The sequence below is a fragment of the Desulfoplanes sp. PS50 genome (assembly GCF_053851535.1).
This window is the reverse complement of record NZ_JBSPZA010000026.1, coordinates 25,374-46,327: the sequence shown is the minus strand read 5'-3', so window position 1 is coordinate 46,327 and position 20,954 is coordinate 25,374. Positions and strand designations below refer to the sequence as shown.

Genomic DNA, 20,954 nt, shown 5'->3' with positions numbered 1-20,954 from the left:
CCATCACTATCCAATCTGCACAAAGTTGCGAACCCCTTGACAGAGAGGAAACATGGCCTGATTAAAGGGGAATATCCATAAATATCATATCACTTGACCTGTTGAACAATCAAGGCCAATGTTCGCTCCGGATTTCTGCCTTTATGCACTGCATCGACGAGAGGTGCAACGATTTTCGACATTTTCCACGTTTCATCATTACAAGCAATAAGGATCGCACGACATGGAATCTTCCAAAGAGACCACATCCTATGCCCAGAGCATAGCCGCCGACATCTTTACCATGATAACCACGTCCAGCCAGCAGGGACTCGACCTTGACGCCGGATTCCAGAATCAGGCCTTTTCCAACCAGGTCATGACCATCAGATATCTGTTCTTTCCCAAACAGGAACTGCTGAACATGGGCTCCTTCCCCCAGCACATGAAGCAACGGTTCAAGACATCGAACATCCTCTCCATTGTCGAACAAAACGGCAAGGCCGTGTCCGTGAACCTGCTCTGCACACTGAATCGTCCCTTTTCCGCCATCGAGAATGCCCAGGAAATCGAAACCCATCTGCATGCCAAGGAACTCGACAAATACACTGCCGCTGTCCGCAGAGTCCTTGCCGAGGATTTGAAGGAAGCCTCCGACAAAGCCACCCCTTCCCAGTAACACCAAAGGCCCCGGAAGCTCCGGGGCCTTTGAAAAACCCGGCCATTCAATGACCGGTGAGATGAATATCCTGACGTCCACCACCAATGTTGCGATATCCCGGATCAGATCCGGGATATCGCAACATTGACAGGATTGTTCCTACCTTTTCAGTGCCTTTTGCCTATTCCCTGAAAGACTGGACCCTTCTGCCACCATATCCCGCATGCTCGTCTTGAGTTCCAAGGCCAGCTGGGCCAATTCGGTGATTGCCTGGGCCGATTCGGTCATGGCGTTGGCCGTTTCATCGGAAACGTTTCTGATGGAGTCCATGGCCTGACGGATTTCCTCAGTGGCAGCAGATTGCTCTTCGGCAGCAGCAGCGATACGCGTGACCTGATCCGAGTTTTCCTGAATTTTTCCAACCATTTCATCCAGTGATTTGCCGGAACGATCAGCCAGCCCCGTGGTCTGTTCAATCAAGTCACCCGATCGCTGGGTCGCATCGATGGAGGCCTGGGCGCTTTTCTGGATGGATCCGATGGACGCACTGACCTCCTTGGTAGCGACCATGGTCTTTTCGGCCAGTTTGCGGACCTCATCGGCCACGACCGCGAAACCCCGTCCGGCATCACCGGCACGGGCCGCCTCGATGGCAGCGTTCAGGGCCAGCAGATTGGTCTGATCGGCAATATCCGTGATCACCCCCAGAATATCCCCGATCCCCTGGGCCTGTTTACCAAGCTCGCCCATATCCTGTTGCATTTCCTTGGAAACCTGGGCAACGGTTTCAATAAGTCCAACCATCTCTCTGACCACCAGGGCGCCTTCTTCGGCCTTGCTCTTGGTTTCCTCGGCCAGACTCGAAGCCCCGGCAGCGTTGCGGGCTACATCCATAGCCGTTGCGCTCATCTGCTCGATGGCCACCTGGGTCTCTTCGGCCTGGGTCAACTGCACATCAGCTCCCCGGCTGGATTCCTCCACCTGGGCCGCCAATTCTTCCGCCGCAGTGGAAACCTGCTCGGCCACACCCTCGGTCTTCCTGGCCACCTCGGCGATATCCTTGTTTTGCTGCTCGATCCGCTCCTGCTGGATGCGGATTTCTGTAAGGTCGACCCAGAGAGAGAGAACTCCCAGCAGATTACCATCAAGATCAAAAATAGGCGTTGCAGAAACAAAGATGTTCCTGGCCTCACCACTCGGATTCGTGTAGACGATTTCCTCCTGGATCTGCTTTTTGGACTTGAGACTTCGTTCGGCAAGGGTTTTCTCGTCCTTGGATCCTTGAACAACTTCTTTTGATGTCTTGCCCAAGCAGTTCTCTCTGGTCAGATCGGTACCCAAAATATCAATCATGGCCTGATTGATGAATGTGAATTGATTGCGATGATCGATGACTGCGACCGGCAGGGTGATCCCTTCGAGCACTCCTTTGGCAAAGCCCAGTTTTTTCTTGATCTCTGCCGCCATGGCGTTCACTGCCTGGGTGGTATCTCCAATGGCGTCCCTGCGATCATATTCGGTCCTGGCGTCGAGATCCCCCGCAGCAATGCTTTTGGCGGTTTCAGCCAGGTGCAGCAACGGACGCATCAGGAAACGGAGCATGACCCAGACTATGAGGGTAAAAAGAATCGTGGCAACGATCACCTCGACAACACCGGTGATCAAGGCCCTTGTATCCATGCCGAAAAGCATGCCGGTTTCATCCAGAGAAACCCCGACATACCATCCCCAGGGCTCGAACAAACGGACATCGGCGAACCAGGACTCTCCGTTCAGGGTATATTCCAATTCGCTCTTTTTATGCGCTTTGATATCGTTCCAGAGTCCAGGCACGTATGAATCCAGGGAGTTGCCTGCCTGGCTCGGGTGAATGAGGAACCTGCCCTGATCATCCAAAAGATAGGCATGGCCATTTCCAGCCACATTGATCGAGCTGAAAAATTTCTCCAGTTCCGGGCTCAGAACCTTGGTGCCTACAAAAATCACCGCAATGACCTCCCCCTGCTGATTCTCCACGGGATGATACAGGGTCAGGTATTCCTCCCCAAGAATCCGGGCAATGCCTTTGTAGTCCCTTCCCTGCATCACGGTCCGGGAAACCGGGCTGGACAAAGGAATATAGGTCCCCACGGCCCGCTCGCCCTCTTTGTCCACGATATTCGTGCTCACCCGGATGAGCTTTCCATCGGCCACCTGGAAGATGGTCGCCGCGGAAGAAGAGATGTCCATGATCTTGTCCACCAGATCCGTGGCCCCGTACCCCTTGTTCAACCCTACATACATGGTGGGCAGAAAAACCGTCTCCGGCTCGAGGGTATTCTGATCCCGGATCGTGACCTCCATGAGCTGGCTTTGATTGATAAAAATCCCGCCATCCCGCTCAATGTCGCTCATCATGGTCGCCACCGGCCCGGTGAACTGTTTGATCAGGGCCTGATTCTGCATGGCAAGGGTATTGAGAAGTGTCTCTGAAACCGTACCCAATGACCCTTTACCCAGGGTGTGCAAGGTGTCCCGGGATTGCATGTAATTGAGCGTGCTGATGCCGACCACCAGGACAATCATGACCAGAACAATGCCGGTGATGATTTTCTGATAAAAATTCAAGCGCATGGCTCCTCCATATACGGGGTGGACAGGATAACTTTCTCGAAGATCATCGGAGATACAGGATGACCTGTGAACATATTGTTCTGCATGTTTGCCCGTTGCCCTTCTACGTTGTTGCAAATCAATCATGCCTCAAAAAATCATTTTCGATACCACTTCCGATTTGAGTACATCCAGACGAGAAAAAAACGCCACACCACCTGGATACACGACTATGTCGACGCTCCGTCTCCCAAAGCCAATCTCTTGAGCAGGGCGAGATTGACCCGATCCATAGTTAGGTCCTTGTCCTTGGGCGTTTCAAGAATCATGGGTATCTTGAGGAACCTGGCATCGAGCATGAGTAAACCAAATCCTTTCTCGCCGATATATCCCCTGCCGATATGTTCATGGCGATCACGCTTGGCGCCACAGGGAAACAGCGAATCATTCAAATGAAAACAGCCGATCCGGTCCAGCCCAACCAATGCATCCAACCGATCACAGGTGGCCGTGTACCCTTCGGGCGTAGCCAGATCATATCCTGCGGCAAACACATGGCAGGTGTCAAAGCAGATTCCCAGCCTGTCCGTGTGGTTCGACTCATCAAGGATGCATGCCAGTTCTTCGAAACGGGAACCCAGGTTCGTCCCCTGGCCGGCCGTGGTCTCTAAAAGAACGTTTACCTGCGCTGTTTCGCTTTGTTCAAGGGCTTGGTCCAGATTCTTCACATAGGTGGCCAGCCCGTTGCGCACCCCCGCGCCCAGGTGCGATCCGGGATGGGTGATCACATGGCCGACCCCCAGGGTCTCGGCCCTTTGCAACTCCGTGGCAAAACTATTCACGGACCGCACAACCCTCTCCGTGTCCGTGCCTGCAAGGTTGATCAGATAGGAATCATGGATGAAAACCGGGTAGGGCCCCCATGCGTTCCATTCTCGGGCAAAATCCGCCACAGTCTCGGGGTCGAGGGGCGGAATCTTCCATTGCCGTTGATTGCGGGAAAAAATCTGCAACGCGGTTCCCCCGACCTGCCGGATGCGTTCAAAGGCAAGGGCGAGCCCTCCGGAAACAGACATGTGCGAGCCCACACATCGTTTTGGAAAAACCGGTGCAACCGGCACGCGTTGTGTAGCTGTCGTTTTTCTTGGCATGAACAGGAGCCTGCGGGAAACATAATCATGGTCAACAGAGAAAACAGGGTGTATGGAAACATCGAGATCATCTTTCATCGACCCGGTCATACGGAGGAACGACATGTCTGACCTGATCCTTTGGAAAAATCAAGAGCTTCGAAAAATCAAACACGACATGGACGAGCTGCTGACCAGCTTCATGCAGGACTTCAGCCACCCCTTCTACCGCGACCTTCTTGCCAGGAGTCCTCGAATAACCACCTTTGAGACCGAGGCATCCTTTATTGTCAAGATGGATATTCCCAACCTGTGCACCCGGAGCCTCGAGGTGATTCTGATCAATCACGATCTGATCATCCAGGGAGAACAGAATCTGCCGCCATCCAGTTTACACGGGCCTGCCACCCAGAAGTTTTCCTCCCGGGTCAACCTCTCCGGGAACATCCTGCAGGATGGCATCAAGGCAACCTACCAGGAAGGGACCCTGATGATTACCCTGCCCAGAAAAACAACACCGGAACGACAAAAAATCCAGGTCAGCATCACGTCATAGACACGTCGCGTGTGAATGACACGCGATCAAGGAACCCAAAGCGACATTGCATCAAGGAGAACCGGTATGAGCGAACACCCCACCTCTTTCGAGCTATCCATTTCCGATCTCAGATGGCGCATGGACCCGGCCAGTCTTCCCTTTGCCGACACGGGTGAAATCGACCCGCTGACAACCATCCTGGGCCAGGACAGGGCTGTGGAGGCATTGTCCTTTGGTATCGGCATGCGCAATTCCGGTTACAATATTTTTGTTACCGGCCAGGCCGGAACCGGCCGCATGGATACGGTCAAACAGCTCGTACACGATGTGGCCGCCAAGGCGCCCAGGGTACCCGATGACCTCTGCTATCTCCACAACTTCGAACATCCCGAAGCACCGGTCCTGCTCCGTCTTGCACCGGGCAAGGGACAGCAGCTCAAAAAAGACATGCGCAACCTGGTCGAAACCCTGAAAAAAGAGGTTCCCCAGCTCTTTGAGAGCCAGGAATATATCAACCGGAAAAGCGAGATCAGCGAGGCCTATGAGAAAAAAACAACCCGTTTTTTCATGGACCTAGAAAAAAAGGTCAAAGAGGCCGGGTTCGCTCTGGTGACCATTCAGGGAAGACAGGGACACCCTCCTGACGTCATGCCCCTGGTAGACGGCGAGCCCATGCCTCTGGTCAAAGTGGAACAGATGGCGGAAAAAGGACGTTTCCCCAAAGATGAATTGGCAAAGCTCAAAAAAGACTATCAGGAAATCCGTCAACAGATCGATGCCACCTTTGTGGATATCCGGGAGCTGCAAAAGGAAATCCAGGCAAAAAACAAAAAGGTCGATCAGATCATGTTCACCAATCTGGCCCGTGAACACATGGATCATCTGATCAAGTCCTATGATTCCGATATCCTTGAGAACTATCTGTCGGGAATGATTGATGACATGCTTGAAAACATGCGCATTTTCCAACCGGCCTCCAAGGAATCTTTGATGGTCCAGGCCATGATGCCCATGGGCGATCCGTTCACCCTGTATACGGTCAATGTGCTGACGGACCATACGGACCAGCAGGGTGTCCCGGTCATTGTGGAAAACTATCCCACCTACCGGAATCTGTTCGGATCCATCGAACGGGTCGTGGATCGCAGCGGCATGTGGCGAACCGATTTCAGCAGGATCAAGGCGGGCTCCTTTGTCAAGGCCAATGGCGGGTATCTCATCTTCAATCTCATGGACGCATTGATGGAGCCGGGTGTCTGGCCCGCCCTCAAGCGGGCCCTCAAGAGTCGAAAAATGGAGATAGAGACCTATGACCCCTTCTATCTCTTCACCACCACCGGACTCAAACCCGAGCCCATCGACATGGATGTCAAGGTGATCGTACTCTCCAACAGCCGAGTCTATGCCCTGCTGCGGGCCTATGATGAAGACATGGCCAAGATTTTCAAGGTCAGGGCGGACTTCGATCAAAGCATGGACCGGACAGAGAACGCCATCCTCTCCCTGGCATCCTTTGTCCGCTCCCAGACCGATAGACACGATCTCAAGGACGTTGACCGCAACGGGGTATGCTCCCTGGTGGAACAGGCCGTGCGCATGGCCGGTCGACAGGAAAAACTAGCCACGACCTTTCCCCTGCTTGGCGACCTCATTCAGGAAGCGAATTACTTCGCTATCCAGGATCAGGCCGAGACGATCACGGACATTCACGTACATAAAGCCATTGACGCCCGAATCAACCGTTCCAACCTGATCGAGAATAAAATTCAGGAGATGATCGATCGCGGATCGATCATGATCGACACCACGGGCCAGGTCGTCGGCCAGGTCAACGGTCTGGCCGTTTACGCCCTTGGAGACTATATGTTCGGCAAACCGAGCCGGATCACAGCGACCACGTCCATGGGCAGGGCCGGGATCATCAATATTGAACGGGAAGCCGATCTTTCCGGTGCCACCCACAACAAGGGGGTGCTCATCCTGTCCGGCTATCTGCGCGAGAAGTATGCCCAGAACAAGCCCTTGGCCATGAGTGCGTCCATAGCCTTTGAACAGAGCTATTCAGGGGTGGATGGAGACAGTGCCTCCTCCACCGAGGTATACGCCCTGCTCTCGAGCCTGGCTGAAATCCCCATCAACCAGGGCATTGCCGTGACCGGATCCATCAACCAAAAGGGAGAAATCCAGGCCATAGGCGGTGTGAACCAGAAAATCGAGGGTTTTTATTCCTGCTGCAGGCATATGGGCCTAACAGGCGAACAAGGGGTGATCATCCCCCTAAGTAATGTCAAAGATCTCATGCTCCGTCATGAAGTGGTCGAGGCCGTGGAAAAAGGAGATTTTCACATCTGGGCGGTTTCCCATGTGGACGAGGGTATGCATATTCTCACCGGCAAAACCCCTGGTGAACGCAAAGAAGGCGGTGGCTATCCTGAAGATACCGTCAATTTTGCCGTGGATGCCAAGCTGGCCGCTCTGGCAGAAGGACTTAAAAAATTTGGGGTTTCAGAGATGCAGACGCCCTCCCAAGCGACCTGAAACAGATCCCGATCAGAACGGATTGCCAGCTATCAAGGGGACCAGACAATCCGTGTTGGCTTCCAGGTCTGATGTTTCCGGCATGGTGCAAATAATCGAACGATTTGAGACCAATGAGTGTACAAAAAAAAGCCCCGTAATCTACGGGGCTTTTTTTGTACACTCATTGCGTGCGGATCGTTTCAGAAGGTAGTCACGTATCTGGTCTTGAAGCAGAGATTGAAATCCTTGTCCTCGAGCTCATCCTGGTTGATCACGATCTGGTTCGTGGTCAGATTACGAATGACCACATCTCCCTTGAGAACGATTTTCTTGCCAAAGACAATGTCCCCTTCCACGGTGAGTGAGCTGCATTGCAGCAGGGACGGAGCTCCGTGCGGAAAGCGGTCCAGAAAATCATCGATCTTCAAAAAATACCGCTTGTCCAGATCGATGGAAATGGGGCCCAGGGTTCTCTCGGGATTGGGAACAATGGTTTCGTCGTCCGAGAGCACAAAATTGTCCGACATGACATTGAGCAGGTCATTGCAGGTCTTGACAGGGGCGAACCTGGTCCTGGGGACATGCAGAACCTGGGCATGACGAAACGAGGAGATGGCCGAGCCCATGGCGGTCTCGAGCTGATAGATCCAGGGAGAACTGTCATCCCGGGGATCGAGATGCTTTTCATTGACGATCAGATCCAGAGGCATCATCCCGTGATAGACAAAAACCTTTTCCAGAACCTTCAGGTTGACCCAGATTGAATTTGTATTGAAAAACCCATATTTTTTCACATCCTGAAAATCATCCATTCCGTCACTCGGGCATTGGGCCACCTCGCGCAGGGCCAGACGACCATTTTCCCTGATCCGGCACAGGTGCCCGCCCTTCTTGTCCGAAATGGTGCGGTCAGCCACTTCCATGAGAAAAGGAAGATCATTGTTGACCATGAACCCGAAAATGGCCGGATCCACCACCGCTCCGAGATTGTCCGAATTGGCGATGAAGGCGTACTCGAATCCTCCATCCAGGAGCTTTTGCAGAGTGCCTGAAGTGACCATGGAGGTATAGATATCCCCATGTCCGGGCGGATTCCATTCCAGTTCAGGATTCTGCGGCCACACAGCGGGTGAAAGATCATCCTGCATGATCTTGGGAGATTTATGCTGGATAAAGGCCAGGGGGACCTGAGTGGAACCGTTGTCAAACCCCTCGATGGCCAGCATGGTATCCAGATGGGTCCGGAAGCTGTTCATGAAGACCAGGGGAATTTCTCTGCCGGTCTTCTCTCGCAGCCTGAGGACCTGACGAACAATAATGTCCACAAAGGTCCGGTCACCGCGAACCGGCAAGAGACTTTTTGCTTTTTCAAGTCCCATGGAGGTCCCGGAACCGCCATTGAGTTTGATGATGGCCAGCTTGCCCAGGGCCTTTTCCCCGATCTCGCTGAATTCCCGGGCCTGTTCATAGGTCGGAATCTCTTCCGGGGTAACCGGTGAAATATCCCCTTCAGTCAGTTTGCCCAAGGAACCGTTGAGCAGCTGGTGATAAAAATACTTGGTCACGTTGATGACGATATCAGGAAGTCCGTGGGCCTCCATCTTCAGTTCGAAGGGCTTGAACTTCTGCGACGAGGCAAAGGCGTTCACCTTTAAAAAACGTATCAGGGGAGAGCTCTCTTTCACACAACCTCCTTGCGGCGATGAAACCTGTCGGGTGATCCCGAAACCGTGAAGCGCAAAGGTCACGGGAGTTGCGTCACCGTGTCACGATGGATCGTTTTCTGATTTTCTCGCAGCCAGCCAGGCCAGGGTCTCACGAACATCCAGGGTCCCTGCATAGATGGCCTTGCCGGTGATCACGCCCTGCAAGCCGCGTCTGGCAAGAGGATAGAGTTCCTGGACATCCGCAAGGGTGGATATGCCCCCGGCAGCGACCACGGGAACCGATGCCAGATCGACCAGTTCCTCCATGGCCTTCACGTTCACTCCGGACTGCATCCCATCCCTGGCAATATCCGTGTAGATGAAAAAAGCGGCACCCTGACGCTCCAGTCGGGGAACGACCTCGGCAACGCGCATTCCGGCATCCTCCACCCATCCCCGGGTCTTGAGCACACCGTCACGGGCGTCCAGAGAAACCCCGATTCTGCCGGGAAAGGCGGTGCAGACCTGTTCGAACATCTCGGGATCCTCAAGGGCCATGGTCCCGATGATCAGACGGGTGACACCGGCATCCAGATAGGCCCTGGCCACATCCAGGCCACGAATCCCCCCACCAAGCTGGACCGGAATATCCACCTGGGAACACATCTCTCGGATCAGCTCGAAATTCTTGGGGCGCCCACTAAAAGCACCGTCCAGATCGATCACATGGAGCCACGTGGCCCCCATCTCGACCCATTGACGGGCCATGCTCGCCGGATTCGGGGAAAACACCGTGACCTGATCCTCGACCCCCTGTTTGAGACGCACACATTGTCCGTCCTTGATATCCACCGCTGGAAACAAAATCATAATCCGAGCTCCTCGAGACACTTGGCCACTCCTTCCCTGGCCATCTGTTCGGCAGTGATCCACTTGCCCTTGCGTTTGAAAAATGTTCCCGCATCGAGCATATTTTCGCTCAGGGAATGCTGCACCTCTTCATAGTGGGCCCGTCTGACCGTCTCGCTGGCAACATCGATCAGGTAGAGATCAAAAACCAACCCTGCGGGCTGCTTGACACTCCATTCATTGCCCTGTCGTTTTTGCCATTGGAACACATACGGCACCAGCAGGTAGTCGGCAGGAATGCATCTGGCCACATCCATCCAAAAAGACAGGGCCGAAATCCTGGACCGCTGCTGTTTGGCCAGTAAAATTTCCCGGCACTGCCTGACCACACCCGGAGCAATGAACGGGGCTGCTTCCTTGCGCTGAGCCAATTGCGAGGCGATTTCCCTATCCATGAAACCAAACGCCTCGGGAGAAACCGCACTGCTTTCTTCCGGCAGATGACCGGCCATGAGTTCCCAGCCATGAGCGGGCTGGAAAGAACCGGCCACGGCCAGCCGGACATCGGGCGGAATCGGCGGTGTGGTCGTCTTGGGAGCACAGGAGCAAACGAACAGGACAAGGGTCAGAACCCAGGCAATCCTTGAAAGAGTTTTCACGAATCCAGAACCCCCTTGGTGCTGAAGATAACACCTTCAGTCCGAGATACCCCCTGACGCAGGGCCATACCCATCCCTTTGAACGCGGATTCAAGCATGTGATGCCCATTCATTCCGTAGAGGATGTGAATATGCAGATTGATTCCGGCCTTCATGGCAAAGGACTTGAAAAATTCCCTCCAGAGATCCTTTTCCTGACCAGCTATGATGGGGGGCAGGTCCTTTTCCTCGTACACGAGGTAGGGACGGCCGGATATGTCAACCAGCACCTCGGTCAGGGCCTCGTCCATGGGAATCTTGGCCCAACCGACCCGAACGATCCCGGATTTGTCACCCAATGCCTCATAAAAGGCCTCTCCCAGGGCCAGACCGATATCCTCGATGCTGTGATGGGCATCGATATGGTAATCTCCCTTGCAATGGATCTCCAGATCGAATCCGGCCCAGAAGCCCATCAATTCGAGCATATGGTCGGCAAAACCATACCCTGTTCTGATGGACGAGTTACCGGATCCGTCCAAGGTGCAGTCGACTTCAATGGTGGTCTCGCTGGTGACCCGTTCAACATGCGCGTAACGTATATTCATAGTCGGTTTCCTCAATCAGAGATAACATGCAGATATCCATCCGGCCGTTCAGACCCTTTCAAGGGATCGCCCTAGTCCCGGGTGGCCACATCCTTGTCTTCCACCTCTTCCTCGGCCGGCTTTTTCTTTTTCTTGCCGAAAAAGTGGGCCACCCAGATACCCAGCTCGTACAGGATGATCAAAGGCCCGGCCATGAGTGTCTGGGAAACGATATCCGGAGGGGTGAGCAGGGCGGAAACGACAAAGGAACACAGGATTGCGTACTTGCGTTTCTTTCTCAATCCGTCGGCCGTGACCATGCCCAGTCGGGCCAGAAAAAAGATGAACAGGGGAAGTTCGAAAATGACCCCGAAGGCGATGAGCAACTTCAGGGAAAAGCCGAGATATTCACGGATGGTGGGCATGGGCCGGATGAGTTCCGTGGCAAAGCCCATGAAGAACTTGAACCCGAAGGGAAAGACGACAAAATAGCCGAACAGGGCCCCACTGACAAAAAAAAGGGCTGAAAAAAACGCCATGGGGATGAAATACCGGCGTTCTGTATCGTAGAGTCCCGGGGCCACGAATTTCCATATCTGGTAGAAGATATACGGGCTGACGGCAAAAAGACCGGCCACAAAAGCAACCTTCAGATAGGTGAAAAAGGCCTCGGGCAGGGAGGTGAAAATAAGGGTGCTTGTAGGGGGAAGGACCTTGATAAGCGGGGCCATGAGCAGATCAAACAATCTCTCTGCAAAGGCATAACATGCCAGAAAGCCGATGATCGCGGCAACGATGCACCGAACCAGACGTTTTCTCAGCTCGTTGAGATGACCGGTAAAGGTCATCTCATCTCCCTTGTCGGTCTTGGGTTCGGATTCCGTTGCGGTCGAGGTCGAAGAGGAAGCTGTGGTCGTTTGTTCTTCAGCCATGAGGGATCAGGCCTCCTTGCCGGTCGCACCGCTGTCCGCAACGTCCTTGGAACCATCTTCATCGTCAACGACCTCGGCCTTGGCCTTGGCCGCAGCTTCTTCTGAGGAAGCACTCTTTTTTTGGGCAGAAAGCTCTTTGTCCGCCGCCTTGGTCCGTGCGGCTTCTTCGGCCTGTTCCGCCTCCAGATCGATGGTTCGCTTGACGTCGGAACTCATCCGTTTGAATTCCCCCAGGGCCTTGCCAAGCGTTTTGGCGACCTCGGGAAGCTTCGTGGGGCCAATGACAATGAGGGCCACGACCAGAATTATGAGTATTTCAGTGGTACCTATTCCAAACATGTTCCAACCGTTGCTGAAGTGGATGGCCGAAGATCCGTCCATTCATGGACGGATCAGACAATCTGACGTCAAAACCGCAGGCCGGGGCGCTTGCGCCGGTGTTGGTGCATGCTCCACATCCTGCGGTTTTGACGTGTACAAAATTACCGATCAAAAAACCAGTCTTTCCAGCCCGATTTTCTACTCCCACTCAATGGTGCTCGGTGGCTTGGAAGAAATGTCCAAAACCACGCGATTGACTCCCCTGACCTCGTTGATGATCCGATTGGAAATCCTGGCCAGCACCTCCGAGGGAATCCTGGACCAGTCAGCGGTCATGGCATCCACGCTGTCCACGATACGCAGGGCGATCACGCTCTCGTAGGTTCGCTCATCTCCCATGACCCCGACGGTCTTTAGGGGGAGCAATACGGCAAACCCCTGCCAGACCTTGTAATACCAATTGGTGGCCTTGAGTTCCGAGGTGACGATCTTGTCCGCATCCTTGAGAATATCCAGCCGTTCCTTGGTGATCTCACCGATGATCCTGATGGCCAGCCCCGGCCCGGGAAACGGATGCCGCCAGACAATGGAGTCAGGCATGCCAAGCTGCTGGGCGACCTTGCGGACCTCGTCCTTGAAGAGTTCACGCAGGGGTTCGACCAGGGAAAGATTCATTGTTTCCGGAAGCCCTCCCACATTGTGATGACTCTTGATGACTGCCGAGGGACCTTTGAAGGATTCGCTCTCGATGACATCGGGATACAGGGTTCCCTGGGCCAGAAAAGACACCCCGGGAATGGCCTTGGCCTCTTTGTCGAAAACCTCGATAAAGGTGTGCCCGATGATCTTGCGTTTTTCCTCGGGGTCGCTGATTCCTTCAAGGCGGTTCAGGAAAAGATCGGCTGCCTTGACGTGGATGAGGTTCAGATCGAAATGCTCCTGCAGAAAACCGATGACCTCTTCGGCCTCGTTCTTTCTAAGCAGGCCGTTATCCACAAAGATACAATGAAGCCGCTTGCCTATGGCCTGATGAAGCAGGGCCGCAACCACAGTGGAGTCAATGCCGCCACTCAGGCCGCAGACAACCTGGGCGTCCCCGATCTGATCGCGCAGGGCCGGAATGACACTATCGATAAACGAGGCCATGGACCACTCGGCCTTGAGCCCGGCGATGTGGAAAAGAAAGTTGCCCAGAATGGTGTCACCCCGCTCGGTATGCATGACCTCGGGATGAAATTGCAGACAATAGATCTGACGCTTCTCATCAGCCATGGCTGCGACATCCACGGTCTCGGTCTTTCCGACTACCGAGAATCCAGGTGGGGTCATAAGGACCTTGTCACCGTGGGACATCCAGACCTTGAGCTTGGTGTCCAGATCGAGATTCTCCCAAAGCGGAGAGGATTCGCAGAATTCAATTTCGCTGCGGCCGTATTCCCGGTCCCTGGCAGGGGCGATCTCTCCGCCAAGAAGTTTGGCCGCAAGCTGCATCCCATAGCAGATACCCAGAATGGGTATGCCCCAGCCAAAGATTTCCTGATCGATGGTCGGGGAATCGGGATCAGTGACCGATGCCGGCCCCCCGGAAAGAATAATCGCCTGGGGGTCCAGCTCGCGGAGGGCATCCAATTCCATGGTACATGGATGGATCTCCGAGTAAACCCCTGCTTCACGGACCCTGCGGGCGATAAGCTGGGTGTATTGGGAACCAAAGTCGAGGATGATAACGGTATCTGGTCGTTCCATACCTAAATGTCCTTTCATCGCGGCAGATTGCCGCCTCTATGCGTGTTCGTGAACTGCGTGCACGGCACAATCCGAGCCCGCACGCAGTCCTGCCTATCCCGCTTGCAACAATCAGTAGGATTCTATCCGGTAGTTCGGGGCTTCCTTGGTGATGATCACATCGTGCACATGACTTTCCCGCAGACCGGCTGGAGAGATACGCACAAATTGTGATTTCTCCTGGAGATCCTGTATGCCGGAACAACCGAGATATCCCATGCCCGAACGAAGTCCACCAATCATCTGTTCAATATTGTCGACCACGGATCCCTTGTAGGGAACGCGTCCGACAATACCCTCGGGAACCAGTTTGTGAGAATCCTTCTTGTCCTGAAAATACCGGTCGCTGCTGCCTTCGCGCATGGCATCGATGGAGCCCATGCCCCGATAGATCTTGTACCGACGGCCCTGATACAAGATGGCCTCGCCGGGACTCTCGTCGGTTCCCGCGAACAGACTGCCCATCATCACGGAATCGGCCCCCGAGGCAATGGCCTTGACCAGGTCGCCGGAAAATTTGACCCCACCGTCTGCAATGACCCGAGTGCCCCGGGCATGACACACCTCCACAACCTCCATGATCGCGGTCACCTGGGGAACACCCACACCGGCAACCATCCGCGTGGTGCAGATGGAGCCCGGACCAATACCGACCTTGACGGCATCCACCCCTGCATCCATGAGGGCCTTGGCCCCGTCACTGGTGGCGATATTCCCGCCGATGAGCTGACAATGGGGATACGTGGTCTTGATGGCTGCAGCGGACTTGAGGATATTGGCCGAATGACCATGGGCTGAATCCAGCACCAGCACATCCACACCGGCCTCCATCAGGGCGGCGGCCCGGTCGTCGCGATCAGCACCTACTCCGATGGCCGCGCCGACCCGAAGTCTTCCAAGGGTATCCTTACAGGCATTGGGATATTTGCGGACCTTTTCGATATCCTTGATGGTCAAAAGCCCTTTGAGTTTGTTCTGATCATCCACGACAAGCAGCTTTTCAATACGATTCTTGTGCAGAAGCCGCTTGGCCTCGTCCTGGGAAATGCCCACGGGAACAGTGATCAAATTCTCGCTGGTCATGACCTCTTTGACCGTGGTCGTCATATTGGTGACAAAACGAACATCCCTGTTGGTGATGATCCCCACAAGCTGTCCATCCCGGACAACAGGCAATCCGGAGATGCGAAACTCGGTCATCAGATCGAGTACCTTGCCCACCTGCTCATCGGGATCCACGACAATGGGATCCACGATCATCCCGCTTTCCGACTTCTTGACCTTCTCCACCTCGAGACGCTGGCGCTCGATGGACATATTCTTGTGAACGATCCCGATTCCACCGGCTCTGGCCAGGGAAATGGCCATACGTGACTCGGTGACCGTATCCATGGCCGCACTGATCATGGGTATGTTCAACTTGAGGGAGGGAGTCAGATAGGTGGCCAAATCGACCTGATCGGGGAGCACTTCGGAGTATTTTGGGAGTAACAGGACATCATCAAATGTGAGTCCGGTCCCGACTATTTTTTCCATGGGGCATTCTCCATCTGCTTGATAGTATATATTATGAAAAACCTCTGGCAATACGGATTCGAAAAACCTTCAAATCCTCCAGAGGTTTGATTCCACAAACATGACAAGGTCAAACAAGCGCGCTACAATCCGAGATAGGCTCGCTTCACCTCGTTATTGTTCATCAGGGACAAAGCGGTATCTGTCAATGTGATCGCCCCGTTTTCCATGACATATCCTCGATGGGCGACCTTGAGGGCCTGATTGGCATTCTGCTCGACCAGAAAAACAGTGGTGTTGCTTTCAGCATTGATCTTCTCGATAATATCGAAAATCTGCTTGATGATCAGAGGTGCCAGGCCCAGGGAAGGTTCGTCCAGGAGGAGCAGTTTGGGACGGGCCATCAGGGCTCGGGAAATAGCCAGCATCTGCTGCTCGCCACCGCTCAAGGTTCCGCCGGCCTGATTCTTACGCTGAGAAAGAATGGGAAAAAGATCAAAGACATAGTCGAGATCCTTTTTTATCCCTTCCTTGTCCTTGCGAAGATACGCGCCCATATCCAGATTTTCCATGACCGTCATGTACGGAAAAATGAGCCGGCCCTCAGGAACCTGGCAGATTCCCAGCGGCACGATCCGGTCAGGGGAGAGTTTGTGAATGGGCCGGCCATTGAAGAGGATCTGGCCGGACCGGGTTGGAACCACGCCGCACACGGACATGAGGGTAGTGGTCTTGCCGGCACCGTTGGCTCCGATCAGGGTGATGATCTCACCTTCGGCAATGTCGATGCTCACATCCTTGAGGGCCTGAATATTCCCGTAAAAGGTGTTGATCCCCTCGATCTTAAGCATCGTGCTCCTCCCCGAGATAGGCCTTGATCACGTTGGGATTCTTGCTCACCTCGTCGGGCGTACCCGTGGCGATTCCCTGGCCGTATTCAACAACATAGATTCTGTCCGACAGACTCATGACCACCTTCATGTCGTGTTCGATCAGCAGCACGGCTATTTTTTCGCGATCCCGGATCCGCAGGACCAATTCACCAAGCTGGGATGTCTCATGGGGGTTCATCCCGGCAGCGGGTTCATCGAGCAGGAGCAGAAAAGGGTCCGTGGCCATGGCCCTGGCAATCTCAAGCCGACGCTGGGCCCCATAGGGCAGATTCATGGCCAGTTCGTCGGCAACCTGCTGCAGGCCGACCTTTTTCAGGAGTTCATAACTCCTGTCAACCGTGTCCTGTTCCTCTTTGCGTGTGGTTTTGTTCCGCATGATCGCGCCTAAAATACCTGCATGCGTTCGGCAGTGACGGCCCACAATGACATTTTCCAAAACGGTCATGCTGGGAAACAGCCTGATATTCTGAAAGGTTCTGGCCATTCCCTGTTCAGTGACCTTGTTGGGTTTCAATCCGTTGATCCGACGACGATGCTCCCCGTCGCGGGAGATGTGGATGTCCCCTTTGGTGGGATTGTAAATCCCTGTGATACAGTTAAAAAAGGTCGTCTTTCCGGCCCCATTGGGGCCGATAAGGGCGACGATCTCACCAGATGCCACAGTGAGATCCACACTGTTTAAGGCCCGCAATCCACCAAAATCCATGGTCAGATCGGATACGTCGAGTAAGGGATAGGCTTGAGTGCTCATGCTTGTCGGATGATGTTTGATTTGAAAAAAAAGGTTTGTTTATGAATGCTTGTATGCATATTTCTTGCGAACATTGGCAATGAGTCCCTGGGGTCTGAAAACCATCATCAGGACCATGGACGCACCGAAAATGAGCATCCTGTACTCGGAAAAGGCCCGCAGATATTCGGGCAACAGGATGAGGATGAACGCGGCCAGCATGACCCCGACAATGGAGCCCATGCCGCCGAGAACGACCACGGAAAGAATAATCGCCGATTCCATGAAGGTGAAACTGGCCGGATTGATAAACGTGGTCTTGGCCGCAAAAACCACGCCGACCATTCCCGCCCAGGTAGCACCCAGGGCAAAGGCGGTCAGCTTGGTCCTGGTCCGATCGATACCCATGGCCTGACAGGCGATCTCATCCTCGCGCAGGGCCATCCAGGCACGTCCGATCCGGGAATCCTGAAGCCGGTTGACCACGAAAATGGTAAAGATGACCATGGCGACCATGATATAGTAGATATAAAGGGTTGCCGAATCCATGCTCAGATCCATACCAAAAAATCCGGGGCGGGGGATGTTGGCGATTCCACTGGGACCGAAGGAAAATGCATTCCAGTTCTCAAGAACCAGCCGGATGATTTCTCCAAAACCAAGGGTGACAATGGCCAGATAGTCCCCGCGCAGACGAAGGACAGGAAAACCGAGAATGATGCCCAGCAGGGCTCCGAGACCGGCCCCAATGGGCAGCACGGTCCAGAAACCAAACCCGAAATGATAGTTGAGTAGCGCGTAGGAATAGGCCCCGACGGCGTAAAAGGCCACATATCCCAGATCGAGAAGACCGGCCAACCCCACGACGATATTCAACCCAAGACCGAGAACAACGTAAATCAGGGCCGAAATCATGATGTTGGTCTGATAGGTATCGCCAACAAAGGGAAAAATCACGCTCAAGGCAAAAAGAACACCCATGGCAGGACGATAGATCTTGGGTTCGGTCAGGATGCGCTGGGTCCAGGTTGTCCTGGTTTTCCCATTGGCGTCGGCCACGTCACCCTGCTCCTTACGGGCCATCATAAATCGCCATGCAAAGGACAGGGCAAACGCCCCGATCCCGATGTAGAGCAGATTGAACCAACGCCATTGGATGGTATTCTCAATGGTGTCCACCCTGATGACCATCAAGGGAAAGGTCAGGAACATGAACCAGATGGCTACAAGCAAAGATTTTTTCAAGCCGGACATACTTCTTCCTTCAGGATTTGACGGTGAGACTGCATCAGACTTTCTGGGTCGTGGATCGTCCAAGAATGCCGGCAGGTCTAAAAATCAGAATCAGAACCAGGAGACAGAAGGCGAACACGTCCTCGTAGTCGCTGGAAATATACCCGGTGGCGAAACTTTCCGTCCACCCGAGAACCAGACTGCCGAGCACGGCACCAGGAATGCTGCCGATCCCGCCGAGCACGGCTGCAGTGAACGCCTTGATTCCAGCGATGAATCCGATGTAGAAATTGATCTGGCCGATATGCGTGGCAATGAGCACACCGCCTATGGCCGCTAGCCCCGAGCCGATGATAAAGGTCGTGGAGATGATCCTGTCCACATTCACACCGGTGAGCATGGCCATCTTCTTGTTCTGGGCGGTAGCCCGCATGGCCTTGCCGATCTTGCTGAACTTGATCAGAAAGGTCAGGCCGATCATGACGACAATGGTCGTCAGGATGATCACCAGATCGGATGAACCCAGGTACCAGACATAGGGTTCCATGAATTCGAATTCCGGGATGAGACCGGGAAAGGGAAGAAAGTCCGAGGTCTGGGCCAGAAGAACGTAATTCTGCAGAAAGATGGACATGCCGATGGCACTGATCAGCGGTGCGAGACGATTGGCGCCACGAAGGGGCTTGTAGGCAATCTTCTCGATGGTAAACCCGTAGGCAGCCGCGTAAAAAATGGCAATGAGAATGGCCAGAACCAGCAGTGACAGTCCGCTGAATCCGGCCATGGAGAGGACACCTGCGACGATGAGTCCTGTGAAAGCGCCGATCATGTAGATTTCGCCATGGGCAAAATTGATCAGCTCTATGATACCATAGACCATGGTATAGCCAAGAGCAATCAGAGCGTAAATGCTTCCTCTGGTCAGCCCTCCGAAAAAGAGTTCCCAAAAATAGTCCATAAGTACCGGTCGCGCTGGTTGTGGAACGTGAAACCGGGCCGAAGGTCAACCGGTCACGATCCGTTGGGCATGGATTGTAAAATACGGGACGAACCATGTTCGTCCCGTATTTGTAAGCTGTTTGCAGAGGTCAGGATTACTTGGTCACCTCGACGAATTGGCCATCCTGGACCTGATACACCGAAAAGCCAACCCCTTCTGCATCGCCGCGTTCATCGAACTTGATCTTGCCGATGGGGGTGTCGACATAGGTGGTTCGCAGGGCCTTGTCGATGGCTGCCGAGTCGGTGGAACCAGCTGTTTCAATAGCGTTCAGCAAGGCAACGCAGGCTGCATAGGCCTGGGGGAAAAAGGCACCAGGATCGGTTCCGAACTCTGCCCGGTGCTCTTCAACGGCCTCTATGTAGAGGGGATTGCTGGAAACATCCTTGTTACCCGTTGCATAGGCGCCCTCGGCATACTTTCCGGCAACCTTGATGAAGGTGTCGTCCTTGACTCCGTCCTCGGAGAGAAAAGGGCTGTCGATCCGCTTCTTGCGCATGGTGGAAACGATCTTGGAGGCCTCGGGGTGATACCCGCCGAAAACAACGGCATCCGGCCGGGAACGTCTCATTTTCTGGACAACGGCGGAATAGTCCACCGCACCCGGGGTAACCCCTTCGAAAAGAACCACTTCTGCCTTGCCGCTTTCTTCGATAAACTGCTGCACAAAGGTGGCAAAGCCCTTGCCGTAGTCGCCCTTGTCATGAATGATGGCAATTTTCTTGGCACCGAGGACGTTCAGGACATAGTCGGTTTCCACGCGAGCCTGGTTATCATCCGAGGCGATGGTCCTGAAAAAATTGGGATAGTCTCCACTCTGCGTCAGGGGAGGGTTGGTTGCGGAAGGTGACATGGCAATGATATTGGCATCCTTGTAGATACCCATGGCAGCCTTGGTGGCCCCACTGCAGATATGACCCATGACCACGTCGACATCTTCAGAAATCAGCTTGGTGGCTGCATTGGTGGCCAGTTCGGGTTTGCATTGGTCGTCCTGGGCAATGACCACAACCTGCTTGCCGAGCAGGCCGCCCTTGGCGTTGTACTTCTTGGCAACCAGCTTGGCGGCATTGAGACTTGGAAGACCATACGAGGCCAGGTCACCGCTGTGAGAGCCGGCAACGCCGAGCTTGATGACATCTTCGGCCAGGACTGTCTGACCGCTTCCAAGGGCAAGCAAAGCCGCGCACAGCAGCAACAGAATCGAACGTCTCATTGTACTCCCTCCTAACATGTGACTGAATGTGAATACATCCCATCGATCCGCGGCATTGACCGACGGACCTGCCTTGTGTGGCGTACCTTCATACTGTCCATGCAACCACAGGGTCGGTTATCCCGAAATCTACAAAAGTGTCAATTAGCAACACCGGTCGCCCTGCTGAAAAAAAGATGTACGTGGATA

The 20,954-nt window shown here is 54.0% G+C and carries 18 protein-coding genes; 3 read left to right on the top strand and 15 right to left on the bottom strand.

The window, feature by feature from the left end:
- The first annotated feature begins 223 nt into the window (after positions 1 to 223).
- Positions 224 to 658, top strand: a complete 435-nt coding sequence (locus tag ACTVJH_RS11845; protein ID WP_455990914.1) for a hypothetical protein — start codon at positions 224 to 226, stop codon at positions 656 to 658.
- Between the two features lie 141 nt (positions 659 to 799).
- Here the strand turns inward: ACTVJH_RS11845 and ACTVJH_RS11840 are convergent, their stop codons facing one another.
- Together ACTVJH_RS11840 and ACTVJH_RS11835 are read right to left on the bottom strand one after the other, a co-directional pair.
- Positions 800 to 3,253, bottom strand: coding sequence for a Cache 3/Cache 2 fusion domain-containing protein (locus ACTVJH_RS11840; RefSeq protein ID WP_455990911.1), 2,454 nt, complete (start codon positions 3,251 to 3,253; stop codon positions 800 to 802).
- 209 nt (positions 3,254 to 3,462) lie between these two features.
- Positions 3,463 to 4,383 carry a deoxyribonuclease IV gene (locus ACTVJH_RS11835; RefSeq protein WP_455990908.1) on the bottom strand — a complete coding sequence of 307 codons (921 nt, stop codon included), beginning with the start codon at positions 4,381 to 4,383 and terminating at the stop codon, positions 3,463 to 3,465.
- Between the two features lie 103 nt (positions 4,384 to 4,486).
- On the opposite strand from ACTVJH_RS11835, the gene ACTVJH_RS11830 reads away from it, so the two are divergent.
- A complete protein-coding gene (locus ACTVJH_RS11830; RefSeq protein ID WP_455990905.1) occupies positions 4,487 to 4,918 on the top strand; it encodes an Hsp20/alpha crystallin family protein in 432 nt (143 codons plus the stop codon).
- Between the two features lie 66 nt (positions 4,919 to 4,984).
- On the top strand, positions 4,985 to 7,438 hold the full coding sequence (locus ACTVJH_RS11825) for a Lon protease family protein (RefSeq protein WP_455990902.1): 2,454 nt from the start codon (positions 4,985 to 4,987) through the stop codon (positions 7,436 to 7,438).
- A 182-nt stretch (positions 7,439 to 7,620) separates the two neighbouring features.
- Here ACTVJH_RS11825 and ACTVJH_RS11820 read toward each other — a convergent pair whose 3' ends face one another.
- From ACTVJH_RS11820 to ACTVJH_RS11760, 13 genes are all read right to left on the bottom strand, one after another.
- Entirely contained in the window at positions 7,621 to 9,105 is a 1,485-nt protein-coding gene (locus ACTVJH_RS11820) for a UTP--glucose-1-phosphate uridylyltransferase (protein WP_455990899.1), read from the bottom strand.
- A gap of 81 nt (positions 9,106 to 9,186) precedes the next feature.
- The gene (gene hisA / locus ACTVJH_RS11815) at positions 9,187 to 9,936 is read right to left on the bottom strand and encodes a 1-(5-phosphoribosyl)-5-[(5-phosphoribosylamino)methylideneamino]imidazole-4-carboxamide isomerase (RefSeq protein ID WP_455990896.1); all 750 of its coding nucleotides are present in this window, start codon (positions 9,934 to 9,936) and stop codon (positions 9,187 to 9,189) included.
- On the bottom strand, positions 9,933 to 10,574 hold the full coding sequence (locus tag ACTVJH_RS11810) for a hypothetical protein (RefSeq protein WP_455990893.1): 642 nt from the start codon (positions 10,572 to 10,574) through the stop codon (positions 9,933 to 9,935). The genes hisA and ACTVJH_RS11810 overlap by 4 nt, the downstream gene beginning before the upstream one ends.
- Positions 10,571 to 11,161: an imidazoleglycerol-phosphate dehydratase HisB gene (gene hisB / locus ACTVJH_RS11805; RefSeq protein ID WP_455990890.1), complete on the bottom strand. Its 591-nt coding sequence runs from the start codon at positions 11,159 to 11,161 to the stop codon at positions 10,571 to 10,573. Before hisB ends, ACTVJH_RS11810 begins: the two co-directional genes overlap by 4 nt.
- Positions 11,162 to 11,232: 71 nt before the next feature.
- A complete protein-coding gene (gene tatC / locus ACTVJH_RS11800; protein WP_455990946.1) occupies positions 11,233 to 11,988 on the bottom strand; it encodes a twin-arginine translocase subunit TatC in 756 nt (251 codons plus the stop codon).
- A 90-nt stretch (positions 11,989 to 12,078) separates the two neighbouring features.
- Entirely contained in the window at positions 12,079 to 12,411 is a 333-nt protein-coding gene (tatB, locus tag ACTVJH_RS11795; protein ID WP_455990887.1) for a Sec-independent protein translocase protein TatB, read from the bottom strand.
- A 180-nt stretch (positions 12,412 to 12,591) separates the two neighbouring features.
- Complete coding sequence (gene guaA, locus ACTVJH_RS11790) at positions 12,592 to 14,139, bottom strand: glutamine-hydrolyzing GMP synthase (RefSeq protein ID WP_455990884.1); 1,548 nt, start codon at positions 14,137 to 14,139, stop codon at positions 12,592 to 12,594.
- 111 nt (positions 14,140 to 14,250) lie between these two features.
- The gene (gene guaB, locus ACTVJH_RS11785; protein WP_455990881.1) at positions 14,251 to 15,714 is read right to left on the bottom strand and encodes an IMP dehydrogenase; all 1,464 of its coding nucleotides are present in this window, start codon (positions 15,712 to 15,714) and stop codon (positions 14,251 to 14,253) included.
- 122 nt (positions 15,715 to 15,836) lie between these two features.
- Positions 15,837 to 16,544 (bottom strand): ABC transporter ATP-binding protein, encoded by a 708-nt coding sequence (locus tag ACTVJH_RS11780; RefSeq protein WP_455990878.1) that lies wholly within the window; start codon positions 16,542 to 16,544, stop codon positions 15,837 to 15,839.
- Positions 16,537 to 17,337, bottom strand: coding sequence for an ABC transporter ATP-binding protein (locus ACTVJH_RS11775; protein ID WP_455990875.1), 801 nt, complete (start codon positions 17,335 to 17,337; stop codon positions 16,537 to 16,539). The genes ACTVJH_RS11780 and ACTVJH_RS11775 overlap by 8 nt, the downstream gene beginning before the upstream one ends.
- A gap of 39 nt (positions 17,338 to 17,376) precedes the next feature.
- Positions 17,377 to 18,570, bottom strand: a complete 1,194-nt coding sequence (locus ACTVJH_RS11770) for an ABC transporter permease subunit (RefSeq protein WP_455990872.1) — start codon at positions 18,568 to 18,570, stop codon at positions 17,377 to 17,379.
- 34 nt (positions 18,571 to 18,604) lie between these two features.
- On the bottom strand, positions 18,605 to 19,507 hold the full coding sequence (locus tag ACTVJH_RS11765; protein WP_455990869.1) for a branched-chain amino acid ABC transporter permease: 903 nt from the start codon (positions 19,505 to 19,507) through the stop codon (positions 18,605 to 18,607).
- Positions 19,508 to 19,643: 136 nt separating this feature from the next.
- Entirely contained in the window at positions 19,644 to 20,765 is a 1,122-nt protein-coding gene (locus tag ACTVJH_RS11760; protein WP_455990866.1) for a branched-chain amino acid ABC transporter substrate-binding protein, read from the bottom strand.
- Positions 20,766 to 20,954: the final 189 nt, after the last annotated feature.